This is a genomic window from Enterococcus sp. DIV0294 (genome assembly GCF_050558155.1).
Classification (GTDB): Bacteria; Bacillota; Bacilli; order Lactobacillales; family Enterococcaceae; genus Enterococcus; species Enterococcus faecalis.
On sequence record NZ_CP187889.1, the window covers coordinates 893,394 to 912,991 of the forward strand.

Below are 19,598 nucleotides of genomic sequence, written 5' to 3' on the forward strand. Positions count from 1 at the left end.
ATTGTATCAAGTAAAATGAGACTGTATATTGTTAATTAAACAAGGTACTTTGTTCTCGTAGCTCAGTAGGATAGAGCAACCGCCTCCTAAGCGGTAGGTCGCTGGTTCAATTCCAGTCGGGAACGTAAAAAGGCAAGTAAATTTAGGGGGGAAGACAGATGGCGATTACTATAAATATTTATTATAGTGGGACAAATGGAGGTGCAAGAGAATTTGCCAAAGAAATGATTGCCAGCGGAATTGTAGAGGCGATTCGTGCAGAAAAAGGGAATAGTCGCTATGAATACTTTTTTCCAATGGACGATGAAGAAACAGTTCTGCTGATTGATAGTTGGACAGATCAGGAAGCATTAGACAAACACCACGCTTCTCCAATGATGACCCGTATTACGGAACTTAGAGAAAAATATGATTTGCATATGAAAGTAGAAAGATATGTATCAGATGTAACAGACCCCTTGACAAAAGATGCTGCGTTTATAAGAAAATAACCAGAGTGCAATCATTGATCTTAAAATTTAGTGCTAGGAACATCAATCGTTTCGACTGATGTTCCTAGCACTTTTTATCTTGTAAGGATGAATCATTTGTTACACACGTTAAATTAAAGAAGGACCATTTGTTCTTCAGTCACAGCCGGTTCGGTTAAAATTTTGGCTTGGGCAGCTGCGAGTTTCGCAATAGGTACCCGATAAGGTGAGCAAGAGATGTAGTTTAGGCCAAGTGTTTGGAAAAACGTGATGGATTGCGGATCACCACCGACTTCTCCACATACGCCGATACTCATGTTTGGTTTAGTGCGACGCGCTTTCTCTACAGCTAATTGAATCAGTTGACCAACACCTGTTTGATCTAATGATTGAAACGGATCTTGGGTAATGATTTTCTTTTCCCGATACGTATTAATGAATTTACCGATATCATCACGAGAAAAACCATAGGTCATTTGTGTTAAATCATTTGTTCCAAAGCTGAAAAAGTCTGCTTCTTCTGCTAACTGATCCGCAATCAGACAAGCTCTAGGTAGTTCAATCATTGTCCCGATTTCGTAAGGGAAAGGAGTCATTTTATGTTCTTCAAAGAGACCGTCAATCGTTTCTTTTAAAATGCGTTTGAGATAGAGAAGTTCTTCTTTTTCGGCGATTAGAGGAATCATCACTTCTGGATAAACAGTAATTCCTTCTTTGACTAATCGAATGGCACTAGTAAATAAGGCTGTAACTTGCATTTTGTATATTTGTGGTTGGGTCACACCTAAACGACAACCACGATGGCCCAACATTGGATTGGTTTCTTGTAACCGTTCAATTTGTTTGGCGATGGTCACTGGGAACCGTTGTAGTTGCTTCGCCAATAATTGAATATCATTCTTTTCATGAGGTAAAAACTCATGCATCGGCGGATCTAACAAGCGGACCACCATGGGCTTGTCTTGAACTACTTTCAGCATTTGATAAAAGTCTTCCTGTTGAAAATGAAGAAGTTGCTCCAACGCATAGGTTGCTTCCTTTTCAGACTCTGCTAAAATCAGGCGACGCATTTCCAAGACACGCTCTTCACCGAAAAACATATGCTCTGTTCGCGCTAAACCAATCCCCGCTGCGCCAAAACGGATAGCAGTCTCTAAATCTTGTGTAGTTTCTGCATTGGCACGAACAGTTAAATCAGCATACGCATCTGCCCAAGACAAGAGCTCTTGAAGGTCATCGTTATTATCAGCAGAAATTGTAGGAATTTCGCCAAGATAAATTTCCCCCGTTGAGCCATCGACGGAAATGATTGTTCCTTCTAAGATGACCTGTGGCCCGCAGTGTAGTTGTTTGGTTTCTTCATTGACGGTTAAACTTTCACAACCAGTCACACAGCAAGTTCCCATTCCTCGTGCGACCACAGCGGCATGAGAAGTCATTCCGCCACGACTGGTCACAATTGCTTCGCTTACAACCATGCCTTCAATATCTTCTGGTGAAGTTTCTTGACGAACAAGAATGACTTTCTTTCCTAGATTGGTCAGTTCTTTGGCTTTTTCTGCTGTAAAAACAATTTGGCCACTTGCTGCACCAGGACTAGCAGGAAGTCCCATAGCTAAGCGTTCCATGTGTTGTCGTTTCTCTTGATCAAACACGGGATGAATTAATTGATCAATCGTATCAGGTGTCACACGCAACAGTGCTTCTTGTTTAGTAATACGATTTTCTTTGGCTAAGTCTAAAGCAATTTTAACCGTAGCTGCGGCGGTTCGTTTCCCGTTTCTTGTTTGTAAAATATATAATTTTTCATTTTCAATGGTAAATTCAATATCTTGCATGTCACGATAATGATATTCTAAAAGTTCTGCGTAATGGCGAAAATCTTGATAAACTTTTGGCATAGTCAAACGTAAACGACGAATGGGTTCTGGCGTCCGAATACCAGCCACTACATCTTCTCCTTGCGCGTTCAAAAGAAACTCTCCAAACAGTTGATTTTCCCCTGTGACCGGATTTCTAGTAAAGACAACGCCAGTGCCACTGTCTAGTCCACGATTGCCGAAAACCATTTCTTGAATGTTGACAGCTGTACCTAAATCATGTGCAATATGATGTAAGTTTCGATAAACCACCGCACGTTGATTATTCCATGAATCAAAAACAGCTTTGATTGCTTCAAAAAGTTGTGCGACAGGGTCTTGCGGGAAGACCACATGATGTTGTTCAAAAACTTCTTGGTAGCGGACAATCAAGGCGAAATGATCTGCTTCTTGAAAAGCGGTAATTTTTTTGTTTAGCTCTTGTTCCAAGCGCTCTTTTTGTTGGTCAAATAATTCTTTGGGAATGTGATAGACGACGTCTCCAAACATTTGAATAAGTCGGCGATAACAGTCAAAAGCAAAACCAGGAGAGGTTAAGGTCGCAAATTTTTTCACACGTTGATCATTTAAACCTAAATTTAAAATAGTATCCATCATACCAGGCATCGAGAAGGCAGCACCGCTGCGAACGGAAACTAAGAGAATCTCATTGTCCGCGGTAAAAGATTTGCCTGTTTCAGTTTCTAGATTTTTAACCGCTTTCAAAATTTCTGATTGTAAGTGTTCTTCAAAGAAAGTAGCATCTGCCAAATAGTCCATACAGCAACGGGTTGTAATCGTGAATCCTTGTGGAATCGGCAAACCTAAGCGTGTCATTTCTGCCAAGTTTGCCCCTTTACCACCAAGAGTCTCTTTACCTTCATTGTGTGTTTCGTTAAAAGAATAAATAAACTTTTTCATGCGTGACCTCCGTTTAATATGTGTCTTATATGTTCAATAAACATCATAATGGACGGAAATAAGTTTGTCAATAGAAAAAGTTTCTTGTCAATATGTTGAAAAAACAATAAATATGTGTATAATTGTAAGCGAATGCACAATTTGTTTAAGAGGAATTGAGGAGGAAATGATGAAATTAAGTAAACGACAAGAGCAAATTATCGCTGTTGTAAAAGAGCATCAGCCAGTTAGTGGTGAACGCATTTCGGACATACTAGCCGTTTCACGTGCGACATTGCGTTCTGATTTGTCTTTTTTAACACTTTCAGGAATTTTAAAAGCAAGTCCGAAAGTTGGGTATACTTACGAAAGTGATAATATGGAGGCTTTTTTCTTTTTTGATGTTTTTCAAACAAAAGTTCAGGAGATCATGAGTCCACCATTGATGGTTGCCCAAGACACCTCAATTCGAGATGCGATTACCAACTTATTTATGTATGATGTCGGTTCTCTTTATGTCATGGATGAAGCAAAAGAATTATTAGGGGTTTTGTCACGAAAAGATTTATTACGGGCCTCTTTAAATACAAATATTGATGGCACACCTGTTGCTGTTTGTATGACAAGAGTGCCACATGTGAAAACCTGCACACCAGAATTTACTATTCTTGAAGCTGCTGACACTTTGCAAAAATACGAAGTGGATTCTTTGCCAGTCGTTGAAAAAGAAAATCCTAAAAAAGTTATTGGAAAAATTACGAAAACGAAAATTTTAACCTATATTACGCAACAAGCGAAAGAAGCCGCACAAAATAGATAAGGGAGCTTAATTATGAAAAAAGAGATCATTGTTTATACTATTTCCGATTCACTTGGAGAAACATCACAAAAATTGTTATCTGCAGCAAGCGCACAATATCCAGATATTTCTTTTCTTAATCGATACAATTTTTCTTTTGTCACAACAGAAGAAGAATTATTGGAGATTTTAAAAGATGCCTTAAAAGATAAAGCCTTAGTTGTCAGTACATTAGTCAGTAAACAACTAATCACAGCGGCGAAAGAATTTAGTGAACGAACAGGGTTGTTATATTTAGATTTAATGGCGCCATTTTTTGAATTAATTCAAGCGAAAGCCGGAGTAGATCCTATTGAAGAGCCTGGACGACGCCACCAACTAGATCGTGCCTATTTTGATAAAATCTCAGCGATTGAATTTGCTGTAAAATATGATGATGGCAAAAATCCTCAAGGGTTTCTTGATTCTGATATATTGTTGTTAGGCGTTTCGCGGACCTCAAAAACGCCAGTCAGTATGTATTTAGCGAATCAAGGCTACCGCGTTTCTAACTTACCATTAATTCCAGAAGTTCCATTGCCGCCAATTTTGGAAGAAATGGATCCACAAAAAATGATTGGTTTAGTTTGTTCGCCAGAAACATTAGGACAGATTCGTAGCAGTCGGTTGGCTTCCTTAGGTTTAGGTAATGAGACCAGTTATACCAATGTTGAACGGATTGAACAAGAATTAGCCTATGCCGAAGAAATTTTTGCGAAGTATGGTATCCCAGTGATTGATGTAACCGCAAAATCTGTCGAAGAAACAGCCTTTTTAATTAAAGAAAAACTAGATGAAAGAAATTAAAAAGCTTGGCAACCTCACTAAATTTCAGTGAAGTTGCCAAGCTTTTTATACTTAATTGGGCTTCTTTTTGTTAGTCAATATTTTTTTGATCGACAATGAGTAAAGCGATCATCACGTAGACAATCCAACTACTTTTAGAATAAAGTGTATAGCGTGGTTGCCATTTGCTAGCAAATTTTTCCTTGTATTCGCGTAATCCTTGGAAGGAGTAGATTTCTGAACCAAATTCATAAATTAACGCAGCAATCCGTTCTTGAATAAAACTTTTTCTTGATTGACCAACGTTGGCTAACGGAGCCATCCCTAAATTGAAATAATGAATATTTTCTGTTTTCATATATTCAAATAAATGAATAAATAGGAAATCCATACTTCCAGAAGGGGCTTTTTCTTTATGGTGACGCATCAAGTCGATGGTACCAACTTCATTTGTGTAACTAGGAATGATATTAGCGAAAGAGACCATTTCTCCTTCAGCATTTCGGACAACAGCAATTGGGTTTCTTTGAAGATACGCTTCATCGAAAAATCCTAGTGAAAAGCCTTTTTCTTTTCGATTGTCTAACCAACTATCCGAAATAGCTTTTAATTCGTGCATTTGTTCGGCACTAAAAGGAGGTTGGAGTACGTCAAATGAATAGCCGGCTTTGGTAATTTTATTAAACACTGCGCGGGTACCTTTGAATTTTTTCCCAGACATCGTAAATGTTTCTAGATTAACTAAGGCTTCTTCGCCCATTTTGATAAATTCGTAGCCATATTCGTGTAGTAACATCACGCTGTCCTCATTGGTTTCGTAAAAGACGGGTACATAGCCGAAACGATCTGTTTCTTTAAGGAATGCATCAATCGCCGCAGGAAAATCTTCTTTGTTCCCAGAAGGGTTGCCCATCACAACGCATTTATTATTAATGGTGTTGAATTGTAAAAAGACAGTCGGTTCTTCTTTGGGATATAAGAAAACCTGTTTATCATGAAGAAAGACAAGTTCACTGTCAATATTCCCGCCATAAGTTGTTAAGATATTATGCAAGATACTATCTTCTGGAAACTCACCAACTTGGTGTTTTTTCCCTTGAAGGTAGCGAACAAATAGAAAGTTAAAACTCATAACTAAGAGGATAGCGATAAATCCTGACAACCAGATCCGTTCGGAAGGGAACAAGAAAAATTCCACAAAATGATGACGATGGTGTGGGAAGTTCGGTAAATTATAAACACCAATTACCAAGTATAACAAGGTCAACAAGCCAAAGATAAACCCATCAATCGTCATCCACTCCCAAGAGTAAACCAGTTGTTCACGGTACAATTCTGATTTTGAAAAAATAACGATAAATAATAAAATAGCTAAATAGAAAATGGAAAACATACTAAAGTCAACAATAAATGAATACAAGATAGCACCAATTAATAAAATAATCGTTGGATAATAGGCTCTTTTAACACGATCAGCAATCCCACGTCCCATAATTAATAATGCAAAGCCTAAAACAATACTCGGAATTTGAATAATAATATGTGAACGGAAGGGGTTAATATCTCTTAACCAATGCACTTGAGTGAAGGCTTCTGGAATAGTGGCTAGGAGCACCATCATAATTCCTGAAAAATAAAGTAAAACCACTTCCAGCTTGTGGGCAATTTCCAAAGTAATTTGTTTCAGCAATTGACGATAGTGAGTATCCAACTTTTGGCTTAAGTGTTTTGTAAAGAACAAACAGCCAATTAAGAAAGGAATAATATAATAGAATAAACGATAGAGCAATAACCACAAAACAATAATTTCACGATCGACACCTAAGTTGCTCAGTCCTAAAATCATCATGACATCAAAACTACCTAAAGCCCCTGGAATCATCGAAGCAATCCCAATAATCGAAGCTGCTACATATAAAGGAACAATATCAATTAAAGGAATCGGTACATCTAATAAGTAACCAATACTGATAAAGGTAATTAAAACACCTGTCCATTCTAAAAACGAAGAAACAACTAAAGATAAGCGATTTTTTGCATCGAGGTTACCAAAGGAACTATTTTTTTGGAAATGTAAAATAAGATAAAGTAACGGGAAATAAAGACCGCCACCTAATAACCAAATCCAATATTGCTGTAAATAAGCCATCTTTGGATCAAACTGAACAAGGAAAAAGCAAAGAATACTATAGATAGATAGACCGGATAACACAAAAAGTAAAATATGGGTTAACGCAGGTAAAATTTTCTTTTCCTCTGTTTTATTTCCATAAAATTCAGAACGAAGTCCCATGCTGACCAAACCACCGAATCCACCAATATTATTGATGGTATTGACAATCCAGCTAGATTCAAGGAGTTCCCGTTTTGAGACTTTCAAGTTTAAAATGCGATTTAATGTTAAGTCATAATTTAGCATCGGAGTAACGGAAACTAAACCGATAACCATCATCAATAACAATTTCCATAGCGGAATCTCATCAAAAATCTGTTTTAACTGTTCAAATGAGATCGTTTTACCAATTGATAAAAGTTGGGCAACAACAATAATTGAGACCGCAATAACAAACAGTGTTTTTAGTAATCCTGTATGCGTTTTGATCCAATGAATAATTTGTTTCATTTAGACACCTTCATTTCCTTTAAGAATTTTTCGATTGTTTTATTAAAAATATCTGGTGAGTTTTTGGCAAATAAATGACCCTGTTTATTTACCAAGACCAATTTGCCGGCAGGAATGGCATCAGCAATCGCCCGTGAATGGGAAAGCGCAATTAAATCTCGACTGCCAGTAATAACAAGAGTAGGACAGGGGATGTGTTCTAAATCTTGTTTTGTTAGTCCAGTATCTTCAAATAACAGAGCCACGATAGGGAGCCGTGCGCGCAATTTTTTTGAAAAAAAGGCGCCAATACGACAAAACCAATATTGAAAATAAGTGGCAATCGTTACATATTTTTTCAGACCAGACATGGTGACATTTCCAGAATTTAAGACGAGTTTGTTGACGAAATCAGGATATAAATGGGTAAAAACCATGGCAATATTTGCTCCGTCACTAAAGCCCAATAAATTAATTTTTGTTAAGTGTTCTTGTTGAATAATACCAGCTAAATCTTCTGCCAAAAGCGGAAAAGTTAATTGACTTTGTGTATTGGTGGAACGTCCATGTCCGCGGGTATCCACCGCAATAACTTGATACTCCTTTGAGAAATAAGAAATTTGATAATTAAAAAAAGTATGATCATTGCCATTACCATGAAGTAACACAAGGGGGTAATTTGTTTCTTTGCCAAAAATTTGATAAAAAATTTGACTGCCATCTATTGTTTGAAAATATTTTTCTATTGCCATTCTCCGTCACCTATCTCATCTATAATCAATCGAGTCCTCTCTCATTATAGAGTCTTTTGTCTTTTTTTTGTAATAAAAAACAGAAAATTTTCCGAACAGTTTTGTAAGGTGTTGTAATATAGTGTGATATAGTAGAAGATAGCCACCTAAAAATTAGACTAGAGGAGGGAAAGTTGATGTCTTTAATCGTTTTAATTGGTGCCCAAGCTGTCGGGAAAATGACCGTTGGCAAGGCTTTAGAAAAGCAGTTAGATTCTAAATTACTATTTAATCATCAAACCATTGACTTATTTGCAAACTATCTTGGGTATACGGAACGTGCATTTCAATTGTCTGATTCCGTTAGAAAGGAACTTTTTCATGCCTTTGTCGAAAATCCAGCCACAAATACAACAAAAAACATTATTTTTACAGTGGTGATTGCTTTTGATCAAGAACAAGATTTTCAATTTTTAGAAGAAATATCAGAAATTTTTCTTAGTAAACATGAAGCCGTCTATTTCGTCGAACTCGTCTCTTCAACAGCAATCCGCCTAGAACGAAATGTTCATCCAGAACGGCTAGAGGCAAAACCTTCAAAACGCGATGTCGACTTTTCTCGAAAAGAATTACTCAATACCTTTAAAGAACATCGATTAGTAAGCCACGAAGGCGAACTAGAAAGTACATTTCCAAATGTAAAAATAACGAAAATAAATAATTCAAACATGACACCAGAAGAAGTAGCAACGAAGATAATTGCTACTTTTGGTTTGACATAATGTGAAAGGAACATCGGAATCAATGAAAAAGTTTTTTAAATATCTCGGTAGCTTGATGGTCCTTCTTTTAAGCATAGCTTTAATTTTGATAGGATATTTAACCTTCCGAGAGTTTCGACCACGAGCGGTTGAACCAGTTGCTATAAATAAACAATTTTCAGAGCAAACCATCGAAAAAAAGCAATCCATTTCTTTAGTCACGTATAACATAGGCTATGCCGGCCTAGGACAAACAGAAGATTTTTTTATGGACGGTGGCAAAACTGTCCAACCAGTTAATAAGGCAATGGTCCAACAGAATTTAACAGGCATTGAAGGAACTTTAAAAGAATTACCAGCGATGATTTACTTATTCCAAGAAGTCGACCGTCGCTCGCAACGTTCTTATGAAGTCAATCAAGAACAAGAATTACAAAAACAGCTGCAGCTGAACAGCGCATTTGCTTATAACTTTAAGGTAGATTATGTGCCCATTCCTTGGCCGCCGATTGGACGAGTAGAAAGTGGTTTATTAACATTATCAAATGAAAAAATAACAGAGGCCAAACGCATTGCTTTACCCAATCCCTTTCGTTGGCCCGTTAGCATTAGTAACTTAAAACGAGCGCTTCTAGAAACGCGCTTTCCAATTAAAGGCACAGACAAAGAATTAGTGGTTTTTAACTTACATTTGGAAGCCTATGACAATGGGGAAGGGAAGATTGCTCAAAGCAAAAAGTTAGCTGACGTATTATCCCGAGAATACGCTAAAGGAAACTATGTAATTGCTGGAGGTGACTTTAATCAAGTTTTCAAAGGCAGTCATCGATATCCTGACCTAGGTGAAGCTGGTTGGGCACCAGGAGAAATTGATCCTGCAGACTTACCTAAACATTTTTCACTTGCTTATGATGATCAACAACCGACTGTGCGGGTGCTTAATAAGCCATACACTGGCTCTTATGAAACATCCCAAGTGTATGTAATTGATGGTTTTATTGTTTCTGATAATGTGGCTGTTCATAGCGTGAAAACAAAGGACGAACAATTTAAATATACAGATCACCAACCTGTGAAGATGGAAGTTGGGTTAAAATAGAAAAAGGAGGAGATAGATGAAATTAGGAATTATTGCCGCAATGGATTTAGAGCTTCAAAAATTATTGGAATATTTTCCACCACAACGAAAGATACAGCTAGCAAAAAATACATTTTATATTTATGAACAAAAAACATCGCAAGTCATTATGGTTTGTGCAGGACAAGGAAAGACGAATGCTACGCTATATAGTCAAATACTTATTGATTCATTTCAAATAGAACAACTAATTAATATCGGTATTTGTGGCTGTTTAAATGAAAAACTGCAACTCTTTGAGATGGTGCTAGGTGAGGAATACTGCCATTACGATATTCGTGAAAGACAGTCAATCAATAAATTTCCTTATCAGCTGTACTATAAAGGAGATAAAGGAATGCTGGCCGAACTTCAACATCTAGGTGAAAAGATAAAGTGTGTTCGTTTTGGAACTGGAGAAGGCTTCGTTTGTGACACAACTGAAAAAAGAAACTTAATTGAACAATTCTCTATTGATTGTGTGGATATGGAATCCGCAGCTATTGCACAATGCTGCTTTTTAAATGATTGTGCTTTTGTTTCTATAAGAATTATTGCGATAGAGCGGATGCTAACGCAGTCAAAGTAACAGAAGATACACAAACACAGGCAATGGAAAAAGTATTTGAATTGGTCTGTGCATATATAAATTAAAAAAGAAAGAGCTTGGAACAAAAATCCAGAAAGATTTTTGTTCCAAGCTTAAAAAGTAATATAGATTGGGGATAAAAGTAACATTGTTATTGTTCCAATTATTTTACAGATAGCCTTTAGTAATAGAATGAGTGGAATTTAGCATATTTGCTGGCGTTCCTGTAAAAAGAAGCTGTCCGCCATTTTCTCCACCTTCGGGACCTAGTTCAATCAACCAGTCGGCACTTTTAATCACATCAATGTGATGTTCTAATAAAATCAAGCTGTTTCCTTCTTCTACCATTCGATTGAAAAGTTGAAGACTTTGTTGGATATTAATTAAGTGTAAGCCATCTGTAGGTTCATCCATTAAATAGATAGCTTTTTTTTGGTGAAGTGTGTCTGCTAATTTTACCCTTTGCAATTCGCCACCAGATAATGTTGAGAGCGATTGATTGAGTTTAAGGTAGCTTAAGCCAACTTCCAGTAAATTTTTTAATGAAAGAGCAAAAGGCTGGTCTTTGAAAAAATCATAGCCATCTTTAACGCTTAAAGCTAGTACTTCAACGATATTTTTTCCGTTATACAGATAATGAAGCACCTCTTCTTTGTAACGCGTTCCGTGACAGGTTTCGCAAATACTAGTAACATCCTCCATAAAAGACATATCGGAGACAATTATGCCTTTCCCCTTGCAAGTAGGACAGGCGCCTTTGGAATTATAGCTAAATAAAGCTGGACTAACATGATTTTCTTCCGCAAACAGTTTGCGGACCTTATCAAAAATATTGAGATAGGTCATTGGTGTGGATCGTAAATTTGCGGTAATGCTTTTTTGTGAAAGATGAATAATTTCTTGGTTATCAGCTTGGGCTTTTTGATAAATTTCTTCCGCTAATGATGATTTACCTGAACCGGCGACCCCACAAATAACAGTCAAAACTCCTAACGGAACTTCGACAGATAGATTGTTTAAATTATGCAGTGTCGCATGTTCGATTGTTAAAGACTTCCTTGCTTTTCTTGGTTGGTCGTTTAAAGGGAGCGGCTCTTGAAGGGCTTGACTAGTCAAGGTTTTGGAGGCTAAAAATGCGTCATACGTTCCTGAAAACTGGACATGGCCACCATTTTCGCCTGCGAAAGGTCCTATATCGATGATAAAATCAGCTTCTCTAATTAATTGTGGATTATGTTCCACGAGAACCACGGTGTTTCCTTTATTTTTTAAATTGAGCAATGCACGACTGATCCGTTCGATGTCCTTTGGATGTAAGCCAGCACTTGGTTCATCTAAAATATACATAATATCGTTTAAGGCGTTGTTTACATACTTAGCAATTTTAATCCGCTGTGCTTCACCACCAGAAAGTGTTTCAGTTGCTCGTCCTAATGTGAGGTAGGAGAGACCGATATTAATTAATGCTTCTAGACGTACAAGTAGCTCTTCTTGAATAGTTTTTATTAAGTATAGGTCCATTGAACGAATAAAAGAATGTAATTCAGTGAGTGGCATGTCAACAGCATCAGCAATACTTTTCTGATTAATTTTGCAGCTACGAACACGTTCATTGACTCTACTTCCTAAACAATCAGGACATCTTTTTACGGTAACAAAGTGATTAAGGTATTTTTGATGACGTTTGCCTTCGTCTGTATGCAATATGCTACGTTGCATGCGCGGGACGATTCCTTCATACAAAGCTGTATGAGGCCACTCTTTGGGTGGATTAGCTAGTTTTTGTTGTGGAGCATATAAAAATAATGCTAACTCTTCAGGGGAATAGTCTTTGATTTTTTTATCCAAATCAAATAGACCACTATGGGCATAACGCTTCCACCGCCAGTTGCCAACTGTAAATGTGGGGAAATCGATAGGCCCTTCGTTTAATGATTTGTCATAATCAACTAGCTGATGAAGATTGATTTCGGTAATCTTTCCTAAGCCATCGCATGTTGGACATTTTCCATCCGGATGATTAAACGAAAAAGTATCTGAATAACCAACAAATGGAGAACCTGCTCGTGAAAACAGCAAACGTAAAAACGTATAAATATCTGTGTATGTTCCCACTGTCGAACGAGAATTACCTGCTACTTTTTTCTGGTCAATGACAATTGCAACAGGAAGATTCTCGATTTTTTCAACTTCTGGACGACCATATTTGGGTAAGTAATTTTGAACAAACGAACTAAATGTATCATTTAGTTCACGACGTGATTCAGCGGCTAATGTGTCAAATACTAAGGAGGACTTTCCTGAACCCGAAAGTCCAGTAACAACAGTTAGTTGCTTTTTAGGGATATTGACAGAGATATTCTTCAAATTATTTTGTGTTGCGTGCTTAATTTCAATCCATTCCATTAAAAAACCTCCGTTTCTATTCTATTTTAGCATATAAAAAGAACCTAGCCTAAAAGTTGAACATGGGAATTTTCAAGAGAACTTTACTTTTTAATCGCTTTCATTTATGCTATAAGTAATACAGTTTTTTAACTGTATTAATAGATAAAGGATGTGACTTATGAAGAAGTCGATTTTGTTCAAAAAGTTAGGGATTATTTTATTAATTAGCCAAACACTGGTAGGGGTACCAATGTTGGCACAAGAAAGTATACTAGAAACAACCGTTCAAACAGAGACGGAATCAGTAACAACAGAAACCAGTTAGACTGTAGCTAACTTGGAATCTGAAACTACTAGCCAAACGGTGATGCAGGAAAAAGAATCCTCTTCGGCAATCGCCGAAAGCAGTAGCGGAAATGCGGTTGCAGTAACTACTGAAACCACAAATGAGATACAAAATAGTGATACAGATGGAAAAGCTGTTTCTGCAGAGAGTGTTTTTTCAGAAGCAGATTATAAACAAGCAACTGCACTGGAGTTAGCAACTTTAGTAAGAGAAAAAAAGGTGACGAGCGAAGAATTAGTAAAAATTGCGTTGGCCATCACTAAACGTGAAAATCCTACATTAAATGCGGTCATTACTTTACGAGAAGAAGCGGCTTTGACAGAAGCAAAAGCTTTACCAGATACAGGTCAACCATTTCTAGGTGTGCCGCTCTTACTAAAAGGGTTAGGACAATCCTTGAAAGGTGAAAGCAACACGAACGGTTTTGGTTTTCTCCGAGATCAAGTAGCTGGTGGGACATCGACCTTTGTCAAAGCACTACAAAATGCCGGATTCATAATCATTGGTCAAACGAATTATCCAGAATTAGGTTGGAAGAATATTTCAGATTCAAAGTTATATGGCGTTTCCGTCAATCCATGGAATCCTAACCATTATTCAGGTGGTTCTTCAGGCGGAGCGGGTGCTAGTGTCGCCGCGGCATTTGTTCCCATTGCTTCTGGAAGTGATGCTGGTGGCTCTATCCGCATCCCTGCTTCTTGGACAGGCACCGTAGGTTTGAAACCTTCTAGAGGAGTAATCATTGGCAATTCTAATAGTGCAAAAGGTCAAACTGTTCACTTTGGTTTAAGTCGAACCGTGGCGGATACAAATGCATTATTTGAAACCTTATTAACCAAAAAAGATCTTCCTGCGGGACATTTAAGTCAAGCGCAACCCATTGCTTATACAACAGAATCCCCTGCCGGAACGCCTGTAAGTGCCGAAGCAAAAGAGGCGGTCGCTGAAGCTGTTGCTTTTTTAAAAGACCAAGGGTACACATTGGTTGAAGTGAAGCACCCTGTTGATGGGGAACGTCTAATGAAAAATTATTATACTGTAGCTGCTGGCTCAGCAGGAATTGCCGATTTTATGGCGCGGCAGAAATTGAAAAGACCGCTTGAACGAAATGATGTAGAACTGTTAACATGGGCGCTTTTTCAAACAGGAAAAAATATAACGAGTGAAGAGACAACTGCGGCTTGGACAGATATTGCTTTACAAGCACAAGCGATGGACGAATTTTATCAACAGTATCCTATCTTATTAACACCAACGACGGCTGCCACGGCACCTAGTATTGATAATCCGTTACTAAAGCCAGAACATGCAGCGCAGATGGAAAGAATTGATCAATTGTCACCAGCAGAACAAAAACAATTGATTTATGACCAATGGCTGACGGCGTTCACATATACACCGTTTACACAACAAGCAAATTTATTTGGACATCCAGCATTAAGTGTACCAACTTACGTTTCAAAAGAAGGACTGCCTTTGGGGATTCAATTTAATAGTGCATTAAATGAAGACCGAACGTTGCTACAATTAGGTGCTTTATTTGAAAATAACCACAAGATAAATCAACCACATGTAGAAGAACCAGACAAAGACAAAGAACCAGATGCAAGTGGCGAACCAGAAAAAGACAAAGACCCAAATGCAAGCGGCGAGCCAGACAAAGATAAAGACCCAGATGCAAGTGGCGAACCAGAAAAAGACAAAGAGCCGGATGCAAGTGGCGAACCAGATAAAGATAAAGAACTAGATACAAGTGGCAAACCAGATAAAGACAAAGAAACAAAAACAAGTGAAGGACCAATCGAAGGAAAAGATCAAAACCAAAACCCAGACAAAGCTGGAAAAACTACTAGTGAGTCATCCTTAGATAATTCGCTGAATTCATCAGCAAATCAGGGAACCAAATCAACAGGAAGTACACATGCTTTTTCTGATAAAAATATGATTGGGAAACAAGAACAGCTTCCCAAAAAAGTATTACCAAAAGCAGGTGCAGAAGTACCTAGTACTTTCTGGATTGTTTTAGGAGGAGCTTTCTTAGTAACGAGTGGAACGATTTATATAAGGAAAACTAGAAAATGATAACCAGTGAAGGCTAGAGACAATTTATCCCCAATTGTCTCCAGCCTTTTTTCTTTGGTATACTAAAACCAATAGGGAAATGGAGGCGAAAGTAATGAGGGCGTTTGAGAAGATTCCAGCGTTTCAGCAATGGCAAAAAGTTGAAGCTATTCACCGTGGTTGGTCAACTGATTTAAAGTTTAAAGTTACCAAAAATCAAGAAACCTTTTTATTACGAATTTTTCAACAAGAAGAGTTATTAGCCAAACAACAAGAATATCAATTTATCAAAAAAGTAGCGGCGTTAGGATTTCCCAGTTCTAAACCTTTTTTATGTGCACCTATTCCTGAAAGTGAACAAGGATACATGTTATTAACGTATCTAGAAGGTGAAGACTTAAGCGATGTTTTACCCGCTCTTTCTCCCAAAAGACAACTGAACTTAGGCGTAGAGGCAGGCCGCTATTTAAACAAAATCCATAAGCTTTTGTTGCCTGAAAGGATTAGTCAAAGAGAGATTGCGCGAAATTTATACGAAAAAAAGCAGAGCCAACTAAATAAGTATAAGGAATCTCAATTTTGTATGCCGTACCAACAGCCAATAATTTCATATTTAGAAAAACAATTACCGTTATTGCAACAACGGCCTGTGGTTTATCAGCATGGAGATTTCCATGTGGGAAATTTTATTTACTTGCCAACTAGGCAGGTCGGTGTGATTGATTTTAATCGATGGGATTTTGGGGATCCTTATGAAGAATTTTACAAGTTACAATTTTTTTCAAGAAATGTTTCGCCATTGTTTGCTTATGGTCAATTACAAGGTTATTTTGCTGGGAAAGTTCCTACCTTATTTTGGCAGTTTCAAAAGCTTTATACTTTTCACGCAGGACTCTATTCTTTAGTTTGGGCACTGAGCTTTGGTGAAAAAGAAATCAGGACTATGGAACAGCAATACCAACAATTACTAGAGGACTATAATTGTGGAGAATTGCTAGTTCCCAAATGGTTTTCAACTATCCAAAGAAAGGGATTGAGATTTTAGGTTTATTTCGATAGAATAAAAATAAAAACAGGAGTTTAAGGAATGAAACTAAACGGGATTATTATGATAGCGGTTGTTGGAAGCGTTTTATCTAGCTGTGGTTGGCAAAAATCGAAAGAGGAATCACAGAAAGTACAAACCGTACAAACAAACAATGTAAATACTGAAGAAACAAGAGCAATTTCAGCAACCGAAGTTAGTCAAACCACGGCGTTGGAATTAGAGCAAACAACGCAAACACAAGAATTAACTGAATTAGTTACAGAAGAAGGGACGATTTGGAATCAGCAAAAAGCAAAACAGTTAGGACAATACATGGAAATCTGGGGTCAAGAACGCAATCAGAACTATCAAGCGTACCAACCAGGTCACTCTGTAGCTTTTTACACGATTCAAGTGCCTGATGATTTATTGAGTTATGAACCTAAAATACAACCAGCTATTGGGAACAATCCCATTTGGTTAAATTGGTCAGAAACAGGCAGCGAAGGGGGTTATTGTCTGGTGGCAGTATACTCTGACAGTGCGACACAAGTTGCCCAGAAGCATGTCTATTTATTTACTTTAGTGAATGGTGAAGCCAAAGTTTATGTGAGTAAAGAACAGCCAGCAGAAGAGCAACCTTATTTGTTTTTAAAAGAAACAAGTAATACAGAACTGAAAGAACAATTCACAAACCTTGTGAATAATCTTTAATTTTTTATTTAATCAAAAGGAAAAGAAAATTTATCATTGACAAAGTATCCGCTTTCATTTTATTCTGTAGCTACCCCTTGGGAAAGGGCAAAAGGAAGTTTTGAAAGGGATGGAAAAAATGAAGGAAACAAGTTTAGTAATTATTAAGCCAGATGGCGTTGAACGAAAGTTAGTTGGCAAAATCATTCAACGTTTTGAAGATAAAGGTATTGACTTATTGCACCTTAAATTCGAACGACTAACAGTAGAAACAGTGAAGGAACACTATGAGCATTTAAAAGATGAACTATTTTTCCCTGAATTATTAGCCTATATGACAAGTGGCCCAGTGGTTGTGATGGTCGTTGTAGGGGACAATGTGGTTAAAAAAGTGCGTAAATTAGTTGGAGCAACGAATCCGTTAGATGCTGAAAGTGGCACCTTACGAGCGGATTATGGGTTGTCTGTCACCAAAAATTTAATCCATGCTTCTGATTCTGTTCAATCAGCAAAAATTGAGATGCAACGGTTCTTTGGTTAATCAGCAAAAAAGAAACAATCCTTTATTTTTTATAAAGGATTGTTTCTTTTTTATTAATTGTCAGAATATTCCGCTTAAATGGTTGACATCTGGAGGTAGAAGAGTAGTATAGACTACATACTAAATACTAAATGACTGCGTGTGCTTCAGGAGGATAAAATGATAACAAGTGATGAATTGACAGAAAACCTTAGTCCGTTTGAATTAAGTCTATTTTTAGAGAAGAAATTACATGAAGAAAATCATAATTTAGAAACATTGTTAAATGCAGGGCGAGGCAATCCTAATTGGACGGCGCCAACACCAAGGGAAGCCTTTTTTTTATTAGGTCAATTTGCTACAAAAGAAACGTTAAGAGAGGGGAGCGAACAAACGGCTGGTATGATTCAGCCAAGTTTTGGTAGAACGCAACGCTTCTTAAACTTTTTAGCAGAAAATCCAAGCAAAGGGGCAACCTTCTTACAAGAAATTTGGACAGCAGAGCATAACTATTTTGGGATGGATAAGGAAATGTGGTTAGATGCCATGTTAGACTATGTGATTGGGGATAATTATCCGAATCCTGTTCGTTGCTTGAAGGCGTGTGAACAACCGATTAAAGCATATTTAAATCAAGAATTATTTTCCAGCGAAGCACAACCGTTTGATATTTTTGCCGTTGAAGGTGGTACAGCAGGGATTTGTTACTTGTTTGATACGTTGGCAAATAATTATTTACTAGAAAAAGGTGATCGTATTGCGTTGTTATTACCAACGTTTGCTCCTTATCTAGAAATTCCAGAACTACCACGTTATGATTTTGACGTGGTTAAAATCAAAGCAGAGCAAATGATCATTGATGGAAAAACAACGTATCAATACTCAAACAAGGAAATTGATAAACTAAAAGACCCGTCCATCAAAGCGGTTTTTGTCGTAAATCCCAGCAATCCAACTGCTAATGCTATGGGAAAACCTACCATTGAACAAATCAAACAAATCGTTGCAGTGGATAACCCTAAGCTAATGATTTTAACAGATGACGTTTACGGAACCTTTGTGCCAGCTTTCCGTTCACTATTTACGGAGTTACCTTACAATACAGCCTGTATCTATTCTTATTCTAAATACTTTGGCGCTACCGGTTGGCGTGTGGGGACTATTGCGGTCAGTCAAGAGAACATCTTTGATCAATTATTAAAAGAATTGCCAGTGGCTCGAAAAATGGAATTACAGGCACGTTATGCTACGTTGAATGCAGACACAAGCCAAATTAACTTTATCAGCCGCTTAGTCGCAGACAGCCGCGATATTGCGTTGAACCATGCAGCGGGACTTTCTTCTATTCAGCAAGCAATGATGGCTTTATTTAGTTTGTATGCTTTGTTAAAAGACGGTCAAGCATATAAAGACGAAGTGATGGATATCTGTCATACGCGTGAAAAGCTCTTGTTCCGCACCTTAGGCATTGAAGAGCCTTTAGCAAGTTTAAATACAGCATACTATTGTGAAATTAACTTTAGAGATTGGACAGAAAAACGTTATGGCCCAGAATTTTCAAGTTATTTAACGAAATCGTGGACGATCACAAAAGTATTAACCTCTTTAGCAGAAAAAGAAAAATTAATGCTTTTAAAAGCGGATGCTTTCGGGAGTGACAAATGGTCAGTTCGAATTTCTTTAGCCAATTTAGCTACTAACCAATATAGTGAAGTTGGTAAACGAATGATTCGCCTATCTGAACACATTAAAGAAGAGTGGTTGCGCCAAAAGCGCCAAGCAATTAAATAAAAAAACGCTAAGTCTCTTAAGCTGCAAGAGGCTTAGCGTTTTTGTTTATTATTTATTCATTTTTCCGTCAGTTTTGGTTTATAAATGTTTGCTACACTGGAGATAAGAGGAAATTAAGC

At 37.4% G+C, this 19,598-nt stretch carries 14 protein-coding genes, 1 tRNA gene and 1 pseudogene; 12 read left to right on the forward strand and 4 right to left on the reverse strand.

Annotation, left to right across the window (positions count from 1 at the left end):
* Positions 1-51 precede the first annotated feature (51 nt).
* Positions 52-125 (forward strand) — tRNA-Arg (locus tag IGJ20_RS04470).
* Positions 126-158: 33 nt separating this feature from the next.
* A complete protein-coding gene (locus IGJ20_RS04475; RefSeq protein WP_002355924.1) occupies positions 159-491 on the forward strand; it encodes a putative quinol monooxygenase in 333 nt (110 codons plus the stop codon).
* A gap of 113 nt (positions 492-604) precedes the next feature.
* Here IGJ20_RS04475 and ppdK read toward each other — a convergent pair whose 3' ends face one another.
* Positions 605-3,250: a pyruvate, phosphate dikinase gene (gene ppdK / locus IGJ20_RS04480; RefSeq protein ID WP_002376207.1), complete on the reverse strand. Its 2,646-nt coding sequence runs from the start codon at positions 3,248-3,250 to the stop codon at positions 605-607.
* Positions 3,251-3,419: 169 nt separating this feature from the next.
* On the opposite strand from ppdK, the gene IGJ20_RS04485 reads away from it, so the two are divergent.
* Both IGJ20_RS04485 and IGJ20_RS04490 read left to right on the forward strand, forming a co-directional pair.
* Positions 3,420-4,049, forward strand: a complete 630-nt coding sequence (locus IGJ20_RS04485; RefSeq protein ID WP_002355926.1) for a helix-turn-helix transcriptional regulator — start codon at positions 3,420-3,422, stop codon at positions 4,047-4,049.
* Positions 4,050-4,061: 12 nt separating this feature from the next.
* Positions 4,062-4,874 (forward strand): pyruvate, water dikinase regulatory protein, encoded by an 813-nt coding sequence (locus IGJ20_RS04490; RefSeq protein ID WP_202522405.1) that lies wholly within the window; start codon positions 4,062-4,064, stop codon positions 4,872-4,874.
* A 70-nt stretch (positions 4,875-4,944) separates the two neighbouring features.
* Here the strand turns inward: IGJ20_RS04490 and mprF are convergent, their stop codons facing one another.
* Together mprF and IGJ20_RS04500 are read right to left on the reverse strand one after the other, a co-directional pair.
* Positions 4,945-7,476: a bifunctional lysylphosphatidylglycerol flippase/synthetase MprF gene (gene mprF / locus IGJ20_RS04495; RefSeq protein ID WP_202522406.1), complete on the reverse strand. Its 2,532-nt coding sequence runs from the start codon at positions 7,474-7,476 to the stop codon at positions 4,945-4,947.
* The gene (locus tag IGJ20_RS04500) at positions 7,473-8,207 is read right to left on the reverse strand and encodes an alpha/beta fold hydrolase (RefSeq protein ID WP_002358908.1); all 735 of its coding nucleotides are present in this window, start codon (positions 8,205-8,207) and stop codon (positions 7,473-7,475) included. The genes mprF and IGJ20_RS04500 overlap by 4 nt, the downstream gene beginning before the upstream one ends.
* Before the next feature lie 176 nt (positions 8,208-8,383).
* Here IGJ20_RS04500 and IGJ20_RS04505 point away from each other — a divergent pair, with 176 nt between their 5' ends.
* Genes IGJ20_RS04505 through IGJ20_RS04515 form a run of 3 tightly spaced genes read left to right on the forward strand, consistent with a single transcriptional unit; the run spans position 8,384 to position 10,653 of the window.
* On the forward strand, positions 8,384-8,968 hold the full coding sequence (locus tag IGJ20_RS04505) for a hypothetical protein (RefSeq protein WP_202522407.1): 585 nt from the start codon (positions 8,384-8,386) through the stop codon (positions 8,966-8,968).
* A gap of 22 nt (positions 8,969-8,990) precedes the next feature.
* Complete coding sequence (locus tag IGJ20_RS04510) at positions 8,991-10,046, forward strand: endonuclease (RefSeq protein WP_202522408.1); 1,056 nt, start codon at positions 8,991-8,993, stop codon at positions 10,044-10,046.
* Positions 10,047-10,062: 16 nt separating this feature from the next.
* On the forward strand, positions 10,063-10,653 hold the full coding sequence (locus tag IGJ20_RS04515; RefSeq protein WP_231414793.1) for a 5'-methylthioadenosine/S-adenosylhomocysteine nucleosidase: 591 nt from the start codon (positions 10,063-10,065) through the stop codon (positions 10,651-10,653).
* A gap of 168 nt (positions 10,654-10,821) precedes the next feature.
* Here IGJ20_RS04515 and IGJ20_RS04520 read toward each other — a convergent pair whose 3' ends face one another.
* Complete coding sequence (locus IGJ20_RS04520) at positions 10,822-13,059, reverse strand: ATP-binding cassette domain-containing protein (protein WP_202522409.1); 2,238 nt, start codon at positions 13,057-13,059, stop codon at positions 10,822-10,824.
* Positions 13,060-13,219: 160 nt separating this feature from the next.
* Here IGJ20_RS04520 and IGJ20_RS04525 point away from each other — a divergent pair.
* The 5 genes and pseudogenes from IGJ20_RS04525 (at position 13,220) to aspD (ending at position 19,479) form a co-directional block, all read left to right on the forward strand.
* A pseudogene (locus IGJ20_RS04525) lies at positions 13,220-15,469 on the forward strand (amidase family protein).
* A 79-nt stretch (positions 15,470-15,548) separates the two neighbouring features.
* Positions 15,549-16,493: an aminoglycoside phosphotransferase family protein gene (locus IGJ20_RS04530; protein WP_002393453.1), complete on the forward strand. Its 945-nt coding sequence runs from the start codon at positions 15,549-15,551 to the stop codon at positions 16,491-16,493.
* A 42-nt stretch (positions 16,494-16,535) separates the two neighbouring features.
* A complete protein-coding gene (locus tag IGJ20_RS04535; RefSeq protein WP_002358915.1) occupies positions 16,536-17,189 on the forward strand; it encodes a DUF4767 domain-containing protein in 654 nt (217 codons plus the stop codon).
* A 109-nt stretch (positions 17,190-17,298) separates the two neighbouring features.
* Entirely contained in the window at positions 17,299-17,709 is a 411-nt protein-coding gene (gene ndk / locus IGJ20_RS04540; RefSeq protein ID WP_002381321.1) for a nucleoside-diphosphate kinase, read from the forward strand.
* A gap of 159 nt (positions 17,710-17,868) precedes the next feature.
* Entirely contained in the window at positions 17,869-19,479 is a 1,611-nt protein-coding gene (aspD, locus tag IGJ20_RS04545) for an aspartate 4-decarboxylase (RefSeq protein ID WP_002355939.1), read from the forward strand.
* Positions 19,480-19,598 lie beyond the last annotated feature (119 nt).